The sequence below is a fragment of the Novosphingobium sp. fls2-241-R2A-195 genome, from assembly GCF_030209485.1.
Classification (GTDB): Bacteria; Pseudomonadota; Alphaproteobacteria; order Sphingomonadales; family Sphingomonadaceae; genus Novosphingobium; species Novosphingobium resinovorum.
Genome location: NZ_JARVRY010000031.1, coordinates 51,305 through 72,637 on the forward strand (window position 1 = coordinate 51,305; position 21,333 = coordinate 72,637).

Annotated in this window: 15 protein-coding genes; 12 read left to right on the forward strand and 3 right to left on the reverse strand. The window is 65.3% G+C overall.

Features of this window, described 5'->3' with window-relative positions:
* Nucleotides 1-6: 6 nt before the first annotated feature.
* A complete protein-coding gene (locus tag QRN25_RS22540) occupies nt 7-798 on the forward strand; it encodes an enoyl-CoA hydratase/isomerase family protein (RefSeq protein ID WP_285021518.1) in 792 nt (263 codons plus the stop codon).
* Nucleotides 799-1,016: 218 nt separating this feature from the next.
* Here the strand turns inward: QRN25_RS22540 and QRN25_RS22545 are convergent, their stop codons facing one another.
* Nucleotides 1,017-2,627, reverse strand: coding sequence for a class I adenylate-forming enzyme family protein (locus QRN25_RS22545; protein ID WP_285021519.1), 1,611 nt, complete (start codon nt 2,625-2,627; stop codon nt 1,017-1,019).
* Between the two features lie 154 nt (nt 2,628-2,781).
* Between QRN25_RS22545 and QRN25_RS22550 the strand changes: the two genes are divergently transcribed.
* The 8 genes from QRN25_RS22550 to QRN25_RS22585 all read left to right on the forward strand — a co-directional run bounded on the left by QRN25_RS22550 (nt 2,782) and on the right by QRN25_RS22585 (nt 13,610).
* Nucleotides 2,782-3,888, forward strand: a complete 1,107-nt coding sequence (locus QRN25_RS22550) for an NAD(P)H-dependent amine dehydrogenase family protein (RefSeq protein WP_285021520.1) — start codon at nt 2,782-2,784, stop codon at nt 3,886-3,888.
* The gene (locus QRN25_RS22555) at nt 3,888-4,721 is read left to right on the forward strand and encodes an SDR family NAD(P)-dependent oxidoreductase (RefSeq protein WP_285021522.1); all 834 of its coding nucleotides are present in this window, start codon (nt 3,888-3,890) and stop codon (nt 4,719-4,721) included. The genes QRN25_RS22550 and QRN25_RS22555 overlap by 1 nt, the downstream gene beginning before the upstream one ends.
* A 283-nt stretch (nt 4,722-5,004) precedes the next feature.
* Nucleotides 5,005-7,236, forward strand: a complete 2,232-nt coding sequence (locus QRN25_RS22560; protein ID WP_285021523.1) for a TonB-dependent receptor — start codon at nt 5,005-5,007, stop codon at nt 7,234-7,236.
* A gap of 83 nt (nt 7,237-7,319) precedes the next feature.
* Nucleotides 7,320-8,342, forward strand: coding sequence for a DUF7064 domain-containing protein (locus QRN25_RS22565; RefSeq protein WP_285021524.1), 1,023 nt, complete (start codon nt 7,320-7,322; stop codon nt 8,340-8,342).
* Nucleotides 8,339-9,805: a phosphotransferase family protein gene (locus tag QRN25_RS22570; protein ID WP_285021525.1), complete on the forward strand. Its 1,467-nt coding sequence runs from the start codon at nt 8,339-8,341 to the stop codon at nt 9,803-9,805. Before QRN25_RS22565 ends, QRN25_RS22570 begins: the two co-directional genes overlap by 4 nt.
* Nucleotides 9,805-11,247, forward strand: a complete 1,443-nt coding sequence (locus tag QRN25_RS22575) for a phosphotransferase family protein (RefSeq protein WP_285021526.1) — start codon at nt 9,805-9,807, stop codon at nt 11,245-11,247. Before QRN25_RS22570 ends, QRN25_RS22575 begins: the two co-directional genes overlap by 1 nt.
* A gap of 13 nt (nt 11,248-11,260) precedes the next feature.
* Nucleotides 11,261-12,475 (forward strand): Rv3169 family protein, encoded by a 1,215-nt coding sequence (locus QRN25_RS22580; protein WP_285021527.1) that lies wholly within the window; start codon nt 11,261-11,263, stop codon nt 12,473-12,475.
* Between the two features lie 61 nt (nt 12,476-12,536).
* On the forward strand, nt 12,537-13,610 hold the full coding sequence (locus QRN25_RS22585) for a phosphotransferase family protein (RefSeq protein ID WP_285021528.1): 1,074 nt from the start codon (nt 12,537-12,539) through the stop codon (nt 13,608-13,610).
* 16 nt (nt 13,611-13,626) lie between these two features.
* On the opposite strand, the gene QRN25_RS22590 is transcribed toward QRN25_RS22585, so the two are convergent.
* A complete protein-coding gene (locus QRN25_RS22590) occupies nt 13,627-14,544 on the reverse strand; it encodes a DUF7064 domain-containing protein (protein ID WP_285021529.1) in 918 nt (305 codons plus the stop codon).
* A gap of 136 nt (nt 14,545-14,680) precedes the next feature.
* Here QRN25_RS22590 and QRN25_RS22595 point away from each other — a divergent pair, with 136 nt between their 5' ends.
* Nucleotides 14,681-15,412, forward strand: a complete 732-nt coding sequence (locus QRN25_RS22595) for a hypothetical protein (protein ID WP_285021530.1) — start codon at nt 14,681-14,683, stop codon at nt 15,410-15,412.
* Between the two features lie 9 nt (nt 15,413-15,421).
* The gene (locus QRN25_RS22600) at nt 15,422-16,723 is read left to right on the forward strand and encodes a protoporphyrinogen/coproporphyrinogen oxidase (RefSeq protein WP_285021531.1); all 1,302 of its coding nucleotides are present in this window, start codon (nt 15,422-15,424) and stop codon (nt 16,721-16,723) included.
* A 521-nt stretch (nt 16,724-17,244) separates the two neighbouring features.
* On the opposite strand, the gene QRN25_RS22605 is transcribed toward QRN25_RS22600, so the two are convergent.
* Nucleotides 17,245-18,264 (reverse strand): cyanophycinase, encoded by a 1,020-nt coding sequence (locus QRN25_RS22605; protein ID WP_285021532.1) that lies wholly within the window; start codon nt 18,262-18,264, stop codon nt 17,245-17,247.
* Nucleotides 18,265-18,555: 291 nt separating this feature from the next.
* Between QRN25_RS22605 and QRN25_RS22610 the strand changes: the two genes are divergently transcribed.
* Entirely contained in the window at nt 18,556-21,291 is a 2,736-nt protein-coding gene (locus QRN25_RS22610; RefSeq protein WP_285021533.1) for a TonB-dependent receptor plug domain-containing protein, read from the forward strand.
* Nucleotides 21,292-21,333 lie beyond the last annotated feature (42 nt).

Sequence of the window (21,333 nt, forward strand, 5' to 3'; positions counted from 1 at the left end):
ACGGCGATGACCCGGCCCGCCGTCCTGTTCGATCATGCCGACGGTATCGGCGTGCTCACGCTCGACCGGCCGGAACGCCGCAATGCGCTGGACCTCGAACTCATCGCGTCCCTGACACGAACGCTGGCCGAAGTCTCGGCGCTCGAGAGCGTGCGCGTGCTGATTCTTGCCGCAAAAGGACGACATTTCAGTGTCGGCGGCGACCTGCAGGCCTTCGCGGCGCTGTGCGACGAGCCGCCCGCACGGCGGCGCGCGGCGATGGCGGAACTGCTCGAAGCGGCGGAGCGGATGCTGACCGCGCTGGTGGAAATGCCGATCCCGGTGATCGCCGCGTGCCGGGGCACCATCGCGGGCGGCGCCGTGGGGCTGGCACTGGCGGCGGACCTCGTGGTGGCAGAGGACAGCGCGACTTTCCGCTTTGCGCAGCGCGATATCGGCGTGCCGCCCGACGGCGGCGTCAGCTGGCTGCTCCCGCGCGTGGTGGGGCATCGGCAGGCGGCCCGGCTGCTGCTCGGCGCGGCGAACGTGGCCGGGGATGAGGTGCTGGCCCTTGGCCTCGTCACCCACCGGGCGGAGGCGGGCGAGGCGGAAACCCGAGCGCTGGCGCGCGATCTGGCGCAGGCTCCGCCGTTTGCGGTGCGGCAGGCCAAGGCGCTGCTGGCACGCACCGCGACGACGGGTTTCGCCGCGCAACTGGGAGCGGAGCGGGACGGCGTGCTCACGGCTGTCGAAGGCGAGGAATTCGTGGCGCGAATACGGGCGTTCGCGGCCAGCGCAGACCACGGGGCACCCACCTAACTCGTCATTGCGAACGGGGAGAGTTTTCGTGGCCACGTCACTCTCCGATAACCCGTCACCCTGAACTTGTTTCAGGGTCCATTGCTCCGCACGCGCGGTGGTCAGCGGTCGCAAACAGGTCCGGCGGTTTATCATCCGACGCTCAGGCCCCCACTGCCCGATGGACCCTGAAACAAGTTCAGGGTGACGGCCGGGGAAGCGAAGCTCACAGCGCTCCCCTACGAAGCCCCGTGCTCCTCCTGCAGCACGAACTTCTGCACCTTCCCCGAGGCATTGGTCGGCAGGGCATCGCGCACCTGCCAGAAGCGCGGCACGCGGTGGCGGGAGATGCGTGTGCGCAGCCACTCGGTCAGCGCCTCGGTATCGATGGTGCGCCCGGCGCGCGGCACCAGCGCGGCGGCGACCTGTTCGCCCCAGCGCTCGTCCGGGACGCCGTAGACCGCCGCCTGCCCGACATCCTCGTGCGCGACCAGCACGTCCTCGATCTCGCGCGGGTAGATGTTCTCGCCGCCGCGGATGATCATGTCGCTCTTGCGGCCTGTGACGGCGACGTAGCCATCACCGCGCAGCAGGCCGATGTCGCCGGTGTGGAGCCAGCCGCCCTCGCGCAGGGTTTCGGCGGTCTTTTCGGGCATCTCGAAATAGCCGCTCATGGTGGAGCGGGAGCGGATGCAGATCTCGCCCACCTCGCCCGGCGCCAGCACGCGGCCGTCCTCCGGATCGACGATGCGCACTTCCGAGTGATCGAGCGGGCCGCCGACGCTGCCCGCCACCTGCTCCTCGCTGTCGCCGCGCCGGGTGGAGAACATCGCGCCGCTCGCCTCGGTCTGGCCCATCAGACTGGCGATCTCCGCCCCCATCGCGGCGCGCACGCGGCGGATGAGGTCGGGCGCGACGGCGCTGCCGCCCGCGACGATCAGTTCCAGCGCGGAGAAGTCGGTATCGGCCAGCGCGGCGCTTTCCAGGATCGCCACCAGCATCGTCGGCACCGCCATGGTGATGTGGACGCGGTAGCGGGCGATGGCGTCGAGCACCGCCTCGGGCTGGAACTGCGCCTGCAGGACTTGCGTGCCCGCGCAGGACAGGCACCCCAGCGTCATCGTCACGCTGCCGCCGACGTGGAACATCGGCAGCAGGTTCAGCCAGACCGCACCGTCCGGCACGGCGAGGTGCTGCGCGGTCAGCGCCGCGTTGTTGACGATCGCGCGGTGCGGCAGGATCGCCGCCTTCGGCTTGCCCGAGGAGCCGGAGGTGAACAGGATCAGCGCGGGCTGGTCGGGCGAGATTTCGGGCAGGGGGGCGTCGGCGGTCTCGCCCAGGAAGGCATCCCACTCATCGAAGTAGATCGCCGTTTCCAGCGCGGGCAGGCCGGGACGCAGGGGTTCGAGCACTGCCTGGTTGTCCATGCCGCGATAGACGCGGTCGAGGAACAGCCCGCGCGCGCGGCTCTTCGACAGGGTATATTCCAGCTCGACCGAGCGGTTGCCCGGGTTGATGGTGACGAGCGTGATCCCCGCCAGCGCCGCGCCCAGTTGCAGCAGCACGATCCGCGCACTGCCGCCCGCCCATGTCGCCACCCGGTCGCCGGGAGAGAATCGCGCCCGCAGCGCGGCGGCGACATGGCGCGCGTCCTCGTGCAGCGCCGCGTAAGTCCAGCGCTGCTCGGCCGCATCCGCGCCCGCCGGGACGATCAGCGCGAGGCGGTCGGGAAAGGCGACAGCGCGATCGCGCAGCAGGTCGCCCACGGTGCAGTCGGGCAGCATGGCGGCGGTGCCTCCGCTTGCGTGGGCGGTCGTGGAGGCAGGCTTGTGCGATGTGGTGGTGGTCACGGTTCCTCCCGGAGCATTGGCGTCGCACTTCGAAAAAAGGTTCGCATGCGAACTTGACTGAGCGTGTTTATCCTCTGTATCGTTCCATCTGCAACATGAAATACGCGAATAGATCGTAAGGTTCATTACGATAATCGCATATGGGAGACATCGGATGCCGGTGAGGAAACCCTATCGCGTGGGCATCGCGGGGCCGGGCGGGCTTGGGCTCTGCGCGATCCGCGAGGTGCTGCGCCTTCCCGAACTCGAACTTGCCGCCGTGCTGGCCTATTCGCCGCACAAGGATGGGGTGGACGCGGGCGAGCTCGCGGGCGTCGGCCCGACGGGCGTGATCGCCACCACCGACCTCGACACGTTTCTGGCCGCCGATATCGAATGCGTGCTGCACTGCGGCCGCGATTTCGGAGACTGGCGCACCGACGACGAGATCCTGCGCATGCTGAAGCGCGGTGTGAACGTCGTCACCATGCTGCCCTACCACTTCCTGCGCTCGCGCGGGGACGAGGTGGAAGCGCGGTTCCGCGCGGCGGCGGAGCGGGGCGGGGCAACTCTCCATGGCTCGGGCATCACTCCCGGTTTCTTCAACGAGCGGTTCGCCCTCGCGGCGACGGGCCTCGTCAACGACGTCACGCATATCCGCTTCGCCGAATTCTTCAATATCGCGCCGGTCGAGGGCGGCGGCGACATGCTACGCATGTTCGGTTTCGGCAGCCCCAAGGCGGATGTCGAGGGCAGCGACTTCGCCGCGCAGATGGCCGAGGCGTACTTGCGCCAGCCTATCCTGTTCTACGCCGACCGCCTCGGCATCCCGGTCGATCGGATCGAGCGCACCGCGCGTCTTGCCGAAACGCCCGTCCCGCTGTCCGAGCCAGTGATGGCGGTGGAGGCGGGCACGGTCGGCCTCGTTTCCTATGCGTGGACGGGATATTCGGGCGGCAAGCCGTTCTACACCACCGAAGTCTACTGGTATCTGGGCGAATCGATGCGGCCCCAGGAGTGCCCGGTCAACGACTTCTGGCTGATCGAGATCGAGGGCCGCCCCTCGCTGCGCATCACCGTGGCGGGGCAGGCGTCCTATCGGGACGACGTCTACGTCAAGCCCGAGGAGCCGACGCCGCCGGGGTATATCATGACGGTGGTGGCGATGCTGCAGGCGGTGCCCGGCGTGATCGCTGCGGCGCCCGGACTGCTCCAGCCCGCTCTGCCGCAGTTTCACTGGAAGCCCGACATGCGCGATGCTGCACCGGTGGAGGGGCGTTGATGCGCAGCATCCTCGTCACCGGCGCGGGCAGCGGCATCGGGCAGGCGCTGGTCGAGCGCTGCCTGAGCCAGGGCGACCGGGTGATCGCCGCCGTACGCTCCGACGCCGATCTCGCCGCACTGGGCGCGGGGCCGAACCTGCACGGCGTGCGGATCGACGTGTCGGACACCGCCTCGGTCGAGGCCGGCTTCGCCGATGCCGATCGCTGGCTGGCGGGGCAGCCGCTGGATGTCGTGGTGAACTGCGCGGCGGTCTGTCCGCTGGGCGCGGTGGAGGTGCAGTCCGAACAGGTCGTGCTCGATACGCTGAACGTCAACACGGTGGGTTCGGTGCGGATGCTGCGTGCCGCATTGCCGCGCCTGCGCGGGCATGGCGGGCGCATCGCCCTCGTCACTTCGCTGTGGGGCAAAGTATCGGGGCCGATGCTGAGCGCCTACTGCGCCTCCAAGTTCGCCATCGAGGCGGTGGTCGATGCCGCCCGGCGCGAGACGGCGGGGCAGGACGCGCGCATCATCCTGATCGAGCCGGGCGTCGTGCGCACCCGCATGGTCGAGGGGCAGGTGGCCGAAGCCGAGCGCGCCACCCAGGCGCTGACCGGCGAGGACGCGCGGCTCTATCAGGACCTCTACCGGAAATACCACGCCATGATCCACAAGAACGGCGGCGGCGGTGTCTCCGCCGAGGAATGCGCGCGGCAGATCGACGCGGCGGTCTCCGCCGCCAACCCGCGCACCCGCTACAAGGTGGGCGCGGACGCCAAGGCGGTCACCGCGCTGGCGCGCCTGTTCCCCGACCGCGCGCTGGACCGCGCCTTCGCGATGCTGCTCAAGTAGCGCAAAAAACGAATAGCAAGCATACCGGATTCGGCGATCGTCCTGATGCTTCAGGATAATTCCATGTGCGCGGTTCTGCTGACTATTGCGGGGATTACCACCGGACATTCCGGAAATCAGCTGATCGCGCCGAACACGAAATCTCTTGACAGATAGTATGCCAGCATATCATTTATCCGTCTGACCGGACGGAGATTCCGGCATCAAGGACAAGGAGAGCAGGGCACCAGACCCTGTCCGTACACAGGCCGGCGCGGATGCGCGGCCTTCAGAGGAGGATGACATGAAGCGCCATTTCCCAATTCTGCTGAGCGGAGCAGCGGGTCTCGCCATCGCGGCGGCTCCTGCGCAGGCCCAGACCACGCCGTCCGATGCGGACAGTGCCACCACTAAGGCCGCCACCGCCTCGACCCCGCCGGAAACGCGCGGCATCCAGGACATCATCGTCACCGCGCAGCGCCGTTCCGAGCGCCTGCAGGACGTGCCGATCTCGGTCAACGTGGTGGGCGGCGATACGTTGAGGACCTCGGGCGTCTCGCTCTCGGCGGACCTGCCGACTCTGGTTCCGGCGCTGAACTTCTCGCACGTCGCGGGCGCGGGCACCGCGTTCCTGCGCGGCATCGGCTCCAACGCCGCCAACCCGAACGACGAACCTTCGGTGGCGACGTATGTGGACGGCGTCTACATCGCCTCGCCTTATGCCAACATCATGAACCTCAACAACCTTGAGCGGGTCGAGGTTCTGAAGGGCCCGCAGGGCACGCTGTTCGGCCGCAATGCCACCGGCGGCGTTATTCAGCTTGTCACCCGCACGCCCAGCTTCGCGCCGACGCTGGAAGCCGACGTGGGCTATGCCAACTACGATACGATCTCCGGCTCGGTCTATGCCTCGGGTGGGCTGGGCGACGTGGTGGCGATGGATGTCGCCGCGATGTACTCCAACCAGCGCAACGGCTGGGGCCGCAACCTCACCGTCGATGCGGATACCTTCCTCAGCAAGAGCAAGTCGATCCGCTCGAAGATCCTCATCAGCCCGTCGGACGCGTTCAGCCTGACGCTGGCGGGGGACTATTCGACGATCAAGGCGAACTTCGCCGATTACCGCCTGCCCAAGGGCGCGATCGGCGCGGACGGCGTGGAATCGCCCGCCAACGGCTACGACACGCGCGGCGCGATCACCAGCTTCGGTGATCCCTTCGTGCCGGTCATCAAGAACCGGCAGTACGGATTTTCCGCCAAGGCCAACGGCGACATGGGCTTCGCCGATCTGGTGACGACGTTCGCCTATCGCCATCAGGACGGCTACTATTACGCCGAGGCCGACGCTACGCCGCTGACGCTCGTGGAAGCGAAGCTGCCCACGTATCAGGCCAACGTATCGGGTGAATTGCAGCTGGTGTCGAAGAAGGGCTCGAAGCTCGACTGGACCCTGGGCGGCTATTATTACAGCAACAAGGCCGGGTACAAGGACCTCATCTTCATCGTGCCCTCGGTGCCGGTGCCGATCTCGGCGACGACGCTGCAGAGCACGGAATCGATCTCCGGCTACGTGCAGGCGACGTATGAAATTCTGCCGCGCCTGCGCATCACCGGCGGCGCGCGCTATACCGACGAACGCCAGAGCATGCGCGGCGATGTCGGCCTCGTCGGCGTGCTGCCCAACTTCGGGGTCAGTTCCGACAAGCGCGGGTACAAGGAATGGACCTGGCGCGCGGCGATCGACTACGGATTCACCGACGATATCCACGCCTATGCCAGCTTCAACCGCGGCGTGAAGGGCGGCGGCTTCGACGTGCTGTCGATCTTCAACGCGCTGGGCGGCGCGCCTGTCACCAGCTTCGATCCCGAGTTCCTGAATGCCTATGAAGTCGGCATCAAGAGCAAGCTGCTGGGCAACACGCTGCGCCTGAACGTGGCGGGCTTCTACTACGACTACACCAATATCCAGGTGCAGGTAATTCCGGCGGGCGCCACTAGCGCGGGCGTGGTGCAGACCACCAATGCGGCGGCGGCGACGATCAAGGGGATCGAGACCGACTTCGAATGGCGGCCCTTCGGCGGCTTCGCGCTGTCGGGCGGCGCGGCCTATATCCACGGGCGCTACGACGATTTCCAGAACACGGTGTCCTACGGCAATTCGGCGGGCGTGGTCGTCGCGCCCTATGATGCCAGCGGCAACCCCACCGTGCGCACGCCCAAGTTCACCGGCAACCTGACCGCCAGCTACGATTTCGAGGGCAGCTTCGGCAAGGTCACCCCTTCGGTGACCGCCAGCTACAACAGCGGCTTCTCGTTTGGTTCGGACAATTTGCTGCGCAACAACGGCTACACGCTGCTCAATGCCTCGCTGCAGTGGCGCTCCGAAGACGACCGCTTCGGGGTGCGCGTGTGGGGCCGCAACCTGCTCGACAAGTACTATCTGGCGCAGGGCGTGCCTTCGGCGCTGGGGGCGCTGACGACACCTGCCGCGCCGCTGACCTATGGCATCACGCTGAGCACCAAATTCGGCGGTTAAGGGGCGACTGAAGGGTTGGGGCCGGGCGTGTTGCAGGCGCGTCCCGGCCGCATTCCACGACTGGAACACCGAGGAGAGAACGGATGACCGACCAGCCATTCTATCTGGCCAACAACGCGGCGCTGCGACAGGCCGTGCCCGAAGACGATCTGCTGCACCCCGCCGTCAACGCCGGGGTATCGGGGGATACGCTCACCGAGACGCAGTATTTCGGCTTCAACGTGCCGGAGGAAAACATCCACGGCCTCACCTACATGTGGCACCATCCCAACCTGAATGTGGTGACCGGCGGGCTGATGGTCTGGCGCGGCATCAAGCCGGTGAGCATGGCGGCGGAGCTGTTCGACTTCCGCGCCTACATGAATGACGGTGTGCTGGCGAACGACCTTCACGACTACCGGCTGGACAACGGTTTCGGCGTGAAGATCCTGGAGCCCAACAAGCGCTTCCACCTGACGTACGACGACGCGGCGCGCGGCAACGGCATCGACCTGATCTCCGAAGGCGTCACCCCGATCGCACTGTTCGGCGATGGCAAGCACTTCGAACAGGGCATGCGCGTGCGCGGCACCCTGCGCCTGCGCGGCAAGGAGTACGCGGTCGACTGCCACAACGTGCGCGATCGCAGCTGGGGCAAGCTGCGCCCCGAAGCGATCATGCCGATGCCGCCAGTCGCCTGGATGACCGGCTGCTTCGGCGACGACTTCATCTTCAACTGCAACATGATGGACCACGTCGGCAGCAACCCGCAGCTGACCGCCCCGTTCGAGATCCCGACCGACAAGGCGCTCAACGGCGGCTGGGTCTGGAAGGACGGCAAGCAGCTGCTGGTCACTTCGGCGCGCAAGCAGGTGCGGCGCGACGACGGCAATTTCAGACCGCAGACGATCGTGCTGGAAATGACGCTGGAGGACGGATCGCAGATCACCGCCAACGGCCGCACGATCGCCAGCTGCCCTTACGCGACATGGCCGAACATGCTCGCCCACATCTCGCTGATCCGTTGGGAGGTCGACGGACGCATCGGCCATGGCGACGAGCAGTGCGTGATCTGGAACGATTTCGCCCATGCGGTGCACAGTCAGGAAGCACTGGTCGACGGATGACGGATCTGCGCTCTGCCCGGTTGCTCGACACGGCGGTCGCGACGCTGCGGGAGGAAATCCTGCCGCTGCTGGGCGATCCCGTGTCGCGGATCAAGCTCGATCATGTGACGCGCCTGTTGTGGGACGTTTCCGCCCGGCTTTCGGCGCGTGAGGCGGGCTTGCGTACCCTTGTGGGCACGTTGAGTGCCGTTGTGTGCCTGCCCCCGCCACCCGCCGATGCGGACCTCGAAACCCTCGAAAGGCTGCGGGGCGAGGCAGAGGCGAAAGTGGCGGAAAAGCTGCCAGAATGGCTGTCCGGGGCCGATGGCGAGGGGGGTGAGGCGCTGGCGAAACTGGTCGCGGCAGAGCGCGATTTCTACATCTCGCAAGACCCCGACGTCGCCAACGGCAGCGCCGTAGTCTACCGCGGCGGGCGCATCGAAAGCGAGCGTGTGAACGCGGCTGGGGCCGGTTTTCCGGACCTCGATGCAGAGGGGTTGACCGGCTATCTGCGCACCCGTTTCGGCCGCGAGGAGGTGACCGCGACGGGCCTGAAGCGCATCCCCGGCGGCTTCTCTAAGGAGACGATCTTCTTCACGCTGGAGGATGCCGTGAGCGGCGAAAGCGACCCTTTGGTGATCCGCAAGGACCTGCCCGTGCCGCTGATCGAGAAGACCGTGGTGCGCGAATTTCCGCTGCTCAAGCACTTGCACGCGCAGGGTTTTCCTGTGGCCGAGCCGTTGTGGCTGGAAGACGACGCGGCCCGTTTCGGCGGCGCCTTCCTCGTCTCGCGCCGGGTCGCGGGAACCAGCGACGTCGCCACCTGGAGCAGCGACCCCGAGCGCGCCCGCGCCGCCTGCAACGAACTGGCCCGCCTTCTGGCAAGGCTCCACACTTACGACCCGGTGGCGCTGGGCGCCGACCCGGCGGTGGCGGCGCTTTCGGCGGGCGAACAGATGGTGCGCGAGGTCGATCTGTGGATCGACCTGTTCCACCGCAAGCGCGCCGAAGCTTTCCCCCTGCAGGAACTCCCGCTCGTCTGGCTGCGCGCCAATGTCCCGCCCGTCCTGTTCGATCGCCCGGCCCGCGTGGTCCACGGCGACGTCGGCTTCCACAACCTGATGTTCGACGAAAACGGGCAGGTGACGGCGCTTCTGGACTGGGAATTCTCGACCCTCGGCGACCCGACGCAGGACTTGTGCTTCGTGCGCCAGTTCGTCGAGCCGATCGTTGGCTGGGACGCTTTCCTCGCCGCCTATATCGCGGCTGGCGGCGCGGCTCCGTGCGAAGAAGCCTCGTTTTTCTATGACTTATGGACGCGCACCCGCAACGCGGTGGGCTGCGTCGATGCCCAGACGCTGTTCGACCGGCATATGCCCCATGAGATGCGCTTCGCCCTCGCAGGCCACATCTTCGCGCCCTACATGTTCGTCGACCAATGCGAGGTGCTGCTGAGCCATCTCGTCCAGCCGGTGCCCGCGTGATGCTGCGCGGCAAGTCCCCGGCGCGGCTGGTGCCGACCACCGACCGCACCTTGCGCGGTATCCTTCAGGCGCTGGCCGAGATCGACCCCGGCGAGCGCACCGACATCGCGCATGTGCTGGGCATGGCGCAGATGGTGCTGGGCAATCTCGTCACCCGCGAAAGCGCCGAAACGCTTGCGGTTCTGGGGGTGCTGGAAGCTGATATTGATGCCCTCGTCGCCCGCTGCGGCGGAGGCATAGCGCCCGCCTCGCCGCTCACCGGATATGACGCGATGGTCGCGCGGCTGACCGCCAGCATGGCCCGCCTCACGACCGTGCTTCATGACGGCGCTGCCGCCGATCCGGGCGTCCTGCAGCAGGCCGAGGCGCTGGAAGCGCGCTTCTATGCCGCGCTCGTGCCCGCCGCCGCCGGCGCGGCATCGGACATACCGCCGCTGACGGCCGAACGGTTCGAAGCCTATCTCCACGCCCGCTTTCCCCGCGATTACGAACGCGTCTCGCGCTTCACCCGCCTCGTCGGCGGGTTCCAGAAGGAGACGATCCTCGTCGACGCCATCCGCAGCGACGGCGAGGAAGTCGCCATGGTCATCCGCGCGGAAAAGAGCGATCGTTTCGTGAAGTTCACCGCCAGCGCGATCACCGACGAATTCTCCGTGGTGCGCCTGATGTGGAAGCGCGGCGTCCCCGTTGCCGAACCGCTCTGGCTGGAGGCGGACGAGGAGCGTCTGGGCCGCCGCTTCATGGTTTCGCGCCGCGCGACGGGACGCAATACCGGCAGCGCCTACGGGGATTCGCAAAGGTTCCCGGAGGCGCTGGTGCGCTCCTACCTCGATACGCTGGCACGCATTCACAACCAGCCCATCGACGACCGGCTTGCCGCCACCGCGCTCGGCCAGTGGACCGGTCATGCCACGCTGGCGGAGAACACCCGCGCCGAGATCGCCGCCTGGCGCCACCAGATCTGGCTGAACCCCGCGCCCGCCTCGCCCAGCTTCGCGCGGCTGTTCGACTGGCTGGAAGCCAATGTTCCCGAGGACGAAGAGCCGGTGCGCGTGCTGCACAACGATTTCGGCCCGCACAACATCCTCGTCGAAGGCGACACGGTAAGTGCCGTGCTCGACTGGGAAATCGCCCGCCTCGGCGACCCCGCCGAAGACCTGTCCTTCTTCGTCCAGTGCGCCGGCTCCGCGATCGACCGTGAGGATGCCGTGGCTCTCTACGAGGAGCTGTCCGGCAACCGCATCAGCCGCTTCCGCATGGCCTATTTCGACGTGCTGAGCGTCGGCAAAGTGCTCGTTTCCACGCTGTCGGCTGCCGCCATGTACCAGGAAACCGAACCGGCGCTGATCGACTGGATGCAGATGCCGCTGCGCGGCCACGGCGCCTACCAGGCGCTCACCGAGACCCGGATCGCGGCGGCCGAGGCCGTGCGCGGCACTTGAACGGAGAAATCCCTTGCTGACCCCCTACGACGAATACCCCGTCCACCAGGCCCCCCAGCCGTTCAGCTACATTCCCTCGACCGACTACAGCTGGGACGAGGGCTACTGGTTCGCCGTGTTCAATCCCGAGGAGAAGGTGTTCCTCGGCATCGGTGCGCGGGTGAATCCGAACACCGACATGTTCGGCGGCTATGCGATGATAAACGTCGACGGCATCCAGCGCACGGTGCGCTTCAGCCGGACCTGGCGCAGCAATTTCGAACTGGACCTCGGCCCGCTGCATATCCGCTTTCCCGAGCCGATGAAGAAGATCGCGCTGACGCTCGACGACAACGAATCCGGCATCGCCTTCGACCTCCTGTGGGAAGGCACCTCCGCCGCCTATCAGGAGGACCGCCAGACCGTCGTCCATCGCGGGCGGCGCACCACCGACCAGACGCGCTATTCGCAGGCCGGGCGGGTGCACGGTTCGCTGTCGCTGGGTGATCGGTCCTGGGCACTCGATCCCGAGAAGTGGGTCGGCGGGCGCGATCACAGCTGGGGGCTCTACGTCGAGCGCGCGCCGCTGGCGCCGCCTGCCCACCTGCTGCCGCCCCGGCTGGCGCCCAAGGGCAAGCCGCGCGCGCTGCGGGTCTGGACCTGCTTCCGCACCGGCCCGGTCAGCGGCTTCTTCCATATCCATGAGGATGCCGACGGCGAGCAGGGCCAGCTTGACGATCCTTTCGGCGCGCCGTTCGGCGGTGTGTTCAACGTGCCGGACCGCGACGAGGTGCTGCATCTCGCCAGTGGCAGCCACCGCATCACTTACCGCGAGGGAACCCGTATCGCCACGCATGCCGTGCTGGACCTGACAGACGAGGAGGGCGGGGCCTGGCAACTGGAACTCACCCCGGTGGCGATGCCGTGGATGCCCGCCACGCTCGGCTATACGCCGGGAAGCTGGAAGGACGGCGGCACGTTCCACACTTATCACGGCTCGGAAGAGCTTGCGACCGAGTGGGACGAGTTCGACTTTCGCGAACAGCCGGTGGCGCACATGCCCTACAACCTTGCCGATCCGAATGCGCCGGACAATTTCGGGCTGGGCTTCAACTTCGCCAAGCCGATCATCGGCATCGAGTACCTGACCCGCGCGGTGCTGCGCGCACCGGACGGCACGGCACACGAAGGCGGCGCGCATTTCGAACACTACGTCAACGGCGCCTATCGCCCTTACGGCTTCGAGTGATTGACCATCCGGTTACAGCGCCATATCGTACGCTAGCAAACATAATAATGGAGAGAAGGACATGAGCGAGGCCGCGCGCACGCAGGACGTGCTGGATGCCGTCATCGCCACCGGGCAATCGTCCCGCCAGAGCATCGATTCCGCCACCATTGAGCGCTTCATCGCGGCGCAGCCGGACGTCGCGGGCGGCGTCAGGGTGTCGAACGTGCGCGGCAATTCCAAGGTCGGCGCGTCGAGCGGGATTATCGTCTTCACCGCCAACTGGGACAGCGGCGCTGCGCTGGTCGAGCGCGATCTGGTGCTGCGCTATTCGCCCGCGAGCGAGAACCGCATCTTCTATCGCTACGATCTGGCGCGGCAGTTCCGGGTGCAGCGCGCGTTGCAGGGCAGCGGACTGCCGGTGCCCGATGGGCTGTGGCTGGATGCCGGCGGCGGCCATCTCGGCGTGCCCGGCTTCATCATGGAGATGAACCCGGGTGAGGCGCCCAATCCTTCCGCCTTCGCGGTCGGACCGATGGCGGAGGCCTCCGCGCAGGACAGGGCGCTCATGGTGGACCAGATCCTTGGTTCGCTGGTGACTGTCCACAAGCTCGACTATGCGGCGCGCGGGCTGGGCGACTTCGCGATGGATGCGGCCGGGACGACGCCGATGGAGAAGTGCGTCAACTGGTACTGGGACACCTGGGACTGGATCCAGCTGCCTGAGCATGCCCGCATGATCCCGGTACGACGCTGGCTGCTGGAAAACGCGCCGGTCGGCGGAGAGACGCTGACGCACGGCGATTCCACGCTGCACAACTACATGTTCGTGGGCAACCGCCTGACCAGCATGCTCGACTGGGAGATGTCGTGCATTGGGCGGCCCGAAAGCGATCTTGCGCTGCAGACGCTGGGCAACGAACTGTTCGCTGCGCCGGTCGAGAGCGGTTTGCCGCAACCGCCTTCGCAGGCGCAGTGGCTGGAGCGCTACGAGCAACTGGGCGGGCGCAAGCCGGACGACCTCGATTATTACCGTCGCCTGTGCGCGTACATGATCGTCATCGCCATCTGCTCGCTCCAGCGCGCGATGCCCGAGGACGTGCGCGCCGCGCAGCGCGGTTTCATCGAGCGGCTCTGGGCGGTGATGGAAGGCTGAGGCTGCCCCGGCGGCGTCATCCGGGCGCTGCTGGCCAAGGCAGGCGATAGCCGCATTCGACCAGCCCGTAGCCGATCACGCCGTCGCTGCGGGTGAACTGCGCGATGTGTTCGGCCAGGACGTAGTTGTCCGCGGGCAGGAACGTGCGGAAGATCGGGCGGGCCTGGTAGCTCCAGTTCCGCCCCGCTTCGTCGACCATGTTCCACTGCGTTACGCGCACGGTCATGGCGTCCTCCGCGAATTCGAACGTGTCCCGGGTGGAGGCCATGCGAGTCCAGCCGGTGCCGTCGTGGACCATGCTCATATAGGAATCGCGCCCGCCCGCGATGCCGTGAATGCCGATCACGGCGGTGCCGTCCGTGAAGATCGGCCAAGCGACGCGGTAGTGTTCCATGCGGCCCCATTCGCGCTCTCCGGCGGCGATATCGCGTCCGCCAGTGCCGTCGAAGGCGAACCGCTCGCCGCGCACGACCATCTCTCCGGTGACGCGGCAACTGCCTTCCAGATGGGCATGGGCGAGGCTGGTCGCGAAGCTGCCGGTATCGCCGCCCGCACTGCCAAAGGCGATCGCATCCATCAGCGGATGGATGGCCTCCCAGGTGAGGTCGAAGGCGAACTCGGGGCTGTCGAACGACAGCCGGGCACTTTGCAGCGGCACGATCGAGCGCAAGTGCATGCCGCCCAGCGTGACGCCTTCGCGCAGCCGCTCGGGCGGGCAGGGCAGGTCGCTGTTGAAGCGCTGGAACAGGGGCGAGCCGTCCTGGAATGCGATCATCCAGCTATTGGCGCTGCCCGCGCCTTCCAGGAAGCCGAGCCGCGCGATCAGGCCCATCCGCGTCTGCGGGTCAAAGGCGTTGAAGTAGAAGCTCTGGTTCCATTTCGTCCGGCCCTCGGCGGGCAGGTAGCCTTCGAGCTTTTCGGCGGTTTCGGTCATCGGCATCCTCGGCTGTCGGTGTCTAGTATGTTCGTCCAAATAGCAGCTTGACCACCTGACATCTAGTGCGCTAACTCACTTTATCGAGCGGCCGGGGCCAAAGCGTCAGGCCGTCGTTTCATCGGGAGAAACGAGGATGATGAGCATCGGCGCGCGGCGCAGGATCCAGAGGTTCTGTGCCTGGGGCGGCTTCTGGTACGTGGGCGTGCTGCTGCTGGGCTGGGCGGGGTTCGCCGGGTTCCTGCCGCCGCACCTGCCGTCCGCCGGAGCGGACGAGATCGCCGCCATCTACCAGGGATCGGTCACCCATATCCGGGTGGGTATGGTGTTCCTGATGATCGGCGCGATGCTCTGCATCCCCTTCACCTCGATCCTTGCGCAGTATGTCGCGCGGATCGAAGGCAAGCCCGGCATCCTGACCTACGCGGTGGTCATGGGGGGCGTGTGCAACGTCGTGCTGACCTTCTACCCGGCGATCTTCTGGCTGGTGGCGGCGTATCGCCCCGATCGCTCGCCCGAGATCATCTACGTGCTCAACGACTGGGCCTGGATCCAGCTCATCGGCGGCGCCACGATCTTCTGGCCGCTGCAACTGGGCATGGCGATCGCGGCCCTGTGCGACCGCAGCGCCGATCCGGTGTTCCCGCGCTGGTCAGGCTGGACCGCGCTGTGGATGTTCTTCCTGTTGCTGCCCGACCAGTTGCTGTTCTTCTTCAAGACCGGGCCTTTCGCCTGGAACGGCCTGTTCGGCATCTGGATTCCGCTGGGCTCGTTCGGCGGCTGGTTCCTTCTGGCCTCGGTGCTGATGGTGCGGGCGATGAAGCGCGGCGTCTACCCCGACGCCGATCCCGAGCCGGTCGCGAACTGAGGCCGGGGGATGAAGGCCGTCGTCGTCGGAGCCGGTCTTGCAGGACTGGCCGCAGCATATCGGCTTCAGAAGGCCGGGTGGGAGGTCGTCGTGCTGGAGGCGGCGGCGGAAATCGGCGGGCGTACCCGTACGTTCCGCAAGGACGGCTACCTCCTCGAACGCGGGGCGACGCAGTTGTCGACCGGATACCGGGCTTATCTGAAACTAGCCGACGAGATCGGCCTTGGCGGCCAGATCGCCGAATGCGCCAATACCGTGATGCTGATGCGGGGCGGACAGTTATACGAGATCGACGGGACAAGGCCGATTGCGGCGTTGTTCTCGAAGGCGCTGTCGTTTCGTTCCAAGCTGCGGATGATCCGGGGCATTCGCGATTACCTCCGGTATCGTCCCAAGGACGTGCTGGATGTCAGCGAAGCCTGGCGGGCCGATACGGAGACCGCCGAGGCCTACTGCGAACGCCGTCTCAATCGCGAGATATTCGACGTCCTCGTCGACCCTTTGATCCGTACATATACGATTAACCGGGGCGCGAACGTGTCGGCGCTCGAATGGTTTTCCGGCCTCGCCAATCTGGCGGGACAGCGCATGCTGGCGCTACGCGGCGGCATCGGCAGTTTTCCGGCGGCGCTTGCTGCGATGCTTGACGTCCGGTTATCGACGCCGGTGTCGCAGGTCCGGCGCGACCGGGGCGGGGTGCTGGTGACGCTGGAGGATGGAGAGACCATATCAGCCGATGGCTGCGTGATCGCCACGCCGTTGCCGCAGGCGGCTGCCATGGCGCCCGAACTGGCGGAGGCGGTGGGGCCGCTCGATGCGTGCTTGAAATACAATCGCGCCGTCAATGTTTATCTCGGCTATCGCCGCCGTACCCTGACCGACGCGCTGGGGGTTATGGTGCCGACCGCGGAACACCCGCATATCGGTCTCGTCTGGTTTGACCACAATAAGCTCTCTGAAACAGCACCTGACGGGCATTCGCTCATCACTTGCTACTTCGAGGAAGGCGGCCTCAACGACCTGCAGGGATGCGATGACGCTGTTTTCGGTAAGATGGCCGACGATTTCGTGACGCGCCTGTTTCCCGAACTCGCCGGCCAACTCGACATGGTGGAGGTGGTCCGTTGGAGGGCTGCGATTCCAAATCCTGCACCGGGCATTTACACGCAGATCAATCGTATGAAGTACCTGCTTTCCCCCTCCGATGCTATACAGTTAGCGGGTGATTACTTTACGTGTACAGGACAGAATAGTGCGATCCACTGGGGAGAAGTGGCAGCGGCTAATTTGATTGGCAATATTCCGGCATAAGGGTGAGTTTCCGTAGGGCGACGCGAAACTGCCGTTCGTCGATATGGTAGAGAGCAGGCTGGCAAATCGACTGGAGCCGCGGTCGTGCTTGATCACGAAGGCAATCTACGCTTTCGAAAACTTCGTTATCATTATCGTTTATTCGGTAAGTATCCTTGTAAATTCGAATATATCTTGAATTACATGATTAAATGATGGACCGTAATTTCGGTAATGGATCGAAATGGTGAGCGTTGTACTCATATATGGTGGAATGATGTGGCGCTTGAAGCTGGCGGTGATCACGCCACCGCTGGTAAATTTCGGAATCAGCTCAATTTTCCTGTCATTCTTTGCTTCTTCGGAGTCGGGTCATTGTCATAAGTTTAGAATTCATTAGGCTGGGACTGCACGTCAACCTACCGGTCGTTCATTCCGCGAAGCCGCTGCTGCTGCAGTTTTGCCGACGGCGGGGCGTCACGGTACATTGCACCGTTCAAGGCAAATGCGAGGGCTTCGCCCGCTCCAATGGCAGCGAGCGATCAGCGCGGCACCTCGACGACTTTGCCTTCCCGCACTGCGTAAGTGCGTACGAACAGCGGGGCATCGACCGTGCCGCCCGGCAGGTGTACTATCGAACGTGCGCCTATTCCGGTGACCGTCACACGATCGGCGGCAAGTGTGCCGGATGCCGCAGGTGCCGGATTGAAGTCCACTGTGGACTTCAATCCGGCACCATTCACCAGCCAAGCGCCGCCATCCGGCGCCGTGGCGTAGATCCGCCCGCTGCCGTCCGTCTCGATTGCAAGCGCTGCGCTCTCGTCCACGCCAAGTCCGATCATTGGTTCAGTGCGCGCCGCCTGCGCTTTGGCGACGAAGGCGAAGAGGCGGCCCAACCGGTCGCGTTCCTTGAAATGCGTGTCGGTGACGATGCCCTTGAGCGTCGCCAGATGCAGGAAGTCGCCCTCGATCGTGTTGGCCGGCCCGAACGGATCTGCCAGAGCTTCGACGCTCGTCAGGCTGCCACCGTCCATCGCCCCGTAAAGCTTCTCCCCGAGCATCGCCAGGCCCGCGCTTGTACCGCCGAGCGGCTTGCCGGCAGCGACGTGGGCGTCGAGCGCTGCGGCGACCGGAGTGCCGCGCCAGAAGCGCACGTAGCGGGACTGATCGCCGCCGGCGATGAAGATGCCGTCTGCCTTGTGCAGCGCGGCGATCACTTTCGGATCATAGGCGGCCTTGCGATTCCTGAACACGAATGTCTCGGCTGAGCGAATACCGCCGATTTCGCGGTAGAACTCCTCGCCGATCTCCGGACCGAACGACGCGCGCAGGATCACGATGTGGCCCTGGCCGGCATGGACGAAGAACCACTTCATCGCATCGATGTTGCGGTCTCCCCCGCCCATCAGCAGCAGGCCGCCGGAATGAGGCGCTGTCGTCGGCGTGTCCAGGTCGCCCACAGCGTAGTGCTCGTAGCCCGTCCGCGCGATGGCAGAGGATGCGGGCATCAGTCCGGCAAGGCCGAGGGTAGCGACGAGAACGGGAGCTGCGGAGAATTTCATGCATCGTCCTCCGAATACGTCGCCAAGTCTTTCGGAAGACGGGTTGCGACATTTTGCGCACACCAGTCTGCAATGTGAAGTAATATAATGTCAAATTGATTGAGGCGGCGTCCGTGTTGTGGTTTCGTGACAACGTCGGGAGCATGGGCGGGCAGGGGGCAAGCCCGCTTTCGACCGGGGGACACTATGGGTTCTGGTGCGTTTGCAGGTTCCGGTTTATATGGCCGCCGCGGGGTGTGGGCTTTTGGATGCAGCATTCTTGCTCTGTGCGTGCAGCCGGGTAGCGGCGCCATGGCGCAGGAGGCGACGCAGGATGCCTCCCGGGATGCCGTGCAGGAGGATGCGATCGTCGTAACCGGCTCGCGCATCCCTCGCGTGGCGAGCGAGGGGCCTGCGCCTGTAACCGTCATCAATTCGGAATCGATCCGCGCGAACGGCTACGCCAGCGTTCCCGACATCCTGCGCGCGGTCACGCAGAACGGCGGCGAGACGCAAAGCCAGCAGTCCTTCAGCGGCGCGAGCTTCACGCCCGGCGCGCAGCAGGTCGATCTGCGCGGGCTCGGTCCGAACCATACCCTCGTGCTCGTTAACGGGCGGCGCATCGCGGACTTCCCGCTGCCGTTCCAGGGCCGCAGTAACTTCACCGACATCTCGAACATCCCGGTCAGCATGATCGAGCAGGTGGAAGTGCTGAGCGGCAGCGCCTCGGCCATTTACGGATCGGATGCGATCGCCGGTGTCATCAACTTCAAGCTGAAGGACAAGATCGACGGCACCACCATCGACTACCGCCACGGCCGCACCGAGCACGGCGGCGGCATGTCCCATCGCCTCTCGGTGACGAGCGGCTGGTCGACCGACCGATTCCATATCATCGGAGGCGCGGAGTACCTGCTGCAGCGGCCGATCTGGGGCTATCAGCGCAAGTTGCAGGATAGCACCGCGGACAACCCCACGACTGTTACGCCGCTCGCGCGCCGCACGTTCCTGCGCTATGATCCCGATGCCGACGAATACGTCGATCCCGGTGCGGCGACGTGCGCGGGACTTGGTGGTCTCAACGGCGGCTCGACTTATTACGCCTCGCGTCCGCGCTACGGTGCATACGATCCCGATCTCGACGACTACGGCCCCGGCTACTTCTGTGGAAGCAACACCTCGATCGGCTACGGCACCGTTATTTCCCGGCGAGAGGGCTTCAACAGCTTCGCCTCGGCCGGATACGAACTTTCAGACGCGGCCGAACTCTTCATCGATGCGCAGTTCGGCATCAGCAAGGTCGCGCTCATGCCCGACGTGCTTTCGTGGGGATTTCAGGATGCCTCGGGCAGCAGCGACACGACGTTCTACAATGCCTTCGACGATCGGCTGGACGATTGGTATCGCCAGTTCACGCCTGAGGAATCGGGCGGATTTCGCAATCTGATGACGCGCAACCGGCAGACGACCTTCAGCATCACGCCCGGCGTCAAGGGATCGCTGTCCGGAAAGTGGTCCTACGAGGTTTCGTTCAACCACAGCGAGTATCGCGCCCGGGTTTCCTTCCCGCAGGTGATCGCCGCCAAGGCCAACGCGCTGTTCCTGGGTGAGCAGATCGGCACCGACGAGGATAGCGGCTATCCGATCTTCAACGCGGACCCCGCGCGCCTCTACACGCCGCTGACCCTGACCGAGTACGACAGCATCACCGCCTATTCGGTCTATCGTCCGAAGAGCTGGACCGACAACCTGCAGGCCACGCTGACCAGCACCAGCCTGTTCGACCTGCCCGCAGGCCCGGTCGGGTTCGCGGCAGTCGCGGAGGGCGGCAAGCAGGGCTACGACCTCAATCCTGATCCGCTCGCGCTGACCGACTATTACTATGGGCTCAAGGATAGCGACGGCCATGGCAAGCGCAGCCACTGGGCGCTTGGCGGCGAACTGCGCGTTCCGATAACCAGCTTCCTGCAACTGTCCGGCGCGGCGCGCTATGACGGCTATCGCTTCGCCGGCAACACGATCGGCAAGTTCACCTACAACGGCGGTGTCGAGTTGCGCCCGATGCAGAGCCTGCTGCTGCGCGCGGCCTATGGCACGGGCTTCCGCGCGCCGGACCTGCACTATGTTTTCACCGGGCCGGGCAATACCCATCCTTCGGCGACGGACTATTACCTGTGTCGTACCGAAGAGCCCGACGAGGACATCGGCGATTGCTCCTATGCCGACGAAGGCATCGTCGCCAAGCGTAATGGCAATCGCGCCCTGAAGCCGGAAACGAGCAAGTCGCTCAACGGCGGGTTCGTATGGCAGCCGAGCCGTCATTTCGATGTTTCGGTGGACTACTTCCGCGTCTCGCTGTCGAACCAGGTGCAGGACCTTTCCATCGACAAGTTGCTGCGCGACGAAGCCGACTGCCGGATAGGCACCACTACCTCCGGCAGTGCGGTAGATGTCGGTTCGCCGACCTGCCAGGATGCGCTTTCGCGCGTCCAGCGCTATGCCAGCGGGGTCAACGAAGGCGAACTCGACGCGGTTTCGATCAACCCGATCAACATCGCGCACGAAAAGACCAGCGGCATCGACGTGGCTCTTCATGGTAATCTGCCGACCGATTTCGGTGATTTCTCGCTTTCGGCCTCGCACACACACGTCTTCACGCATAGCTTCCGCCAATATCCCGGCGATGCGTCGATCAACAAGCTGGCGTACGACAGCGGCTACGACATCCCGCGCGACAAATCGACCGCGAGCCTGACCTGGAAGGTGGAGCAGCTTTCGTGGACGCTCTCGGGCACCCGTCTCGGCAAGCTGCCGAACTACGATCAGGACGCTTATATAAAGGCGAGCTACCTGTTCAATACCAGCCTGCAGTATGACTTCACCGATCATCTGCGCGGTTCTCTGACGGTGAATAACGTGCTGGACACCAATCCCGTGAAAGACCGGAGCTATGCGTCTTATCCGTATTACGACATCAGCTGGTTCGACAGCGTCGGTCGCAGTATCTACCTTGAGATGACCTGGAAGATCGGCGGCAGCGGGCTCTGATTTCTTGGTTTTAGAGCGTGTCCAGTCAGGTGGGACCACCTG